Genomic DNA, 254 nt, shown 5'->3' with positions numbered 1-254 from the left:
AGCCTGGTAATGTCCTACTTTCACATAGCAAATGCTACACTATCATCGGCGCTGTTTCGTTTCACTACTGAGTTCGGCATGGAGTCAGGTGGGTCCAAAACGCTATTGTCACCAAGCAAATTAGGTGCAAAGAATCAATGACAAGCACGTAGTGCTACCATTTTCTTTGCGCAAGGTGCCTCAATGTTAACGCTACGCGCTAAGAGTCACCTCTAAAATTTGGAAAATATCTGATAATATTTTTTAAGTCTTTC

The 254-nt window shown here is 41.7% G+C and carries 1 rRNA gene; it reads right to left on the bottom strand.

The window, feature by feature from the left end:
* Position 1: 1 nt before the first annotated feature.
* Positions 2-116, bottom strand: a 5S ribosomal RNA gene (rrf, locus tag H5159_RS20890).
* Between the last annotated feature and the right edge of the window lie 138 nt (positions 117-254).

It is taken from the genome of Pseudoalteromonas sp. SG43-1, from assembly GCF_014164415.1.
In the GTDB taxonomy this organism is placed as follows: domain Bacteria; phylum Pseudomonadota; class Gammaproteobacteria; order Enterobacterales; family Alteromonadaceae; genus Pseudoalteromonas; species Pseudoalteromonas distincta.
This window is presented reverse-complemented; position numbering and strand designations above follow the sequence as displayed.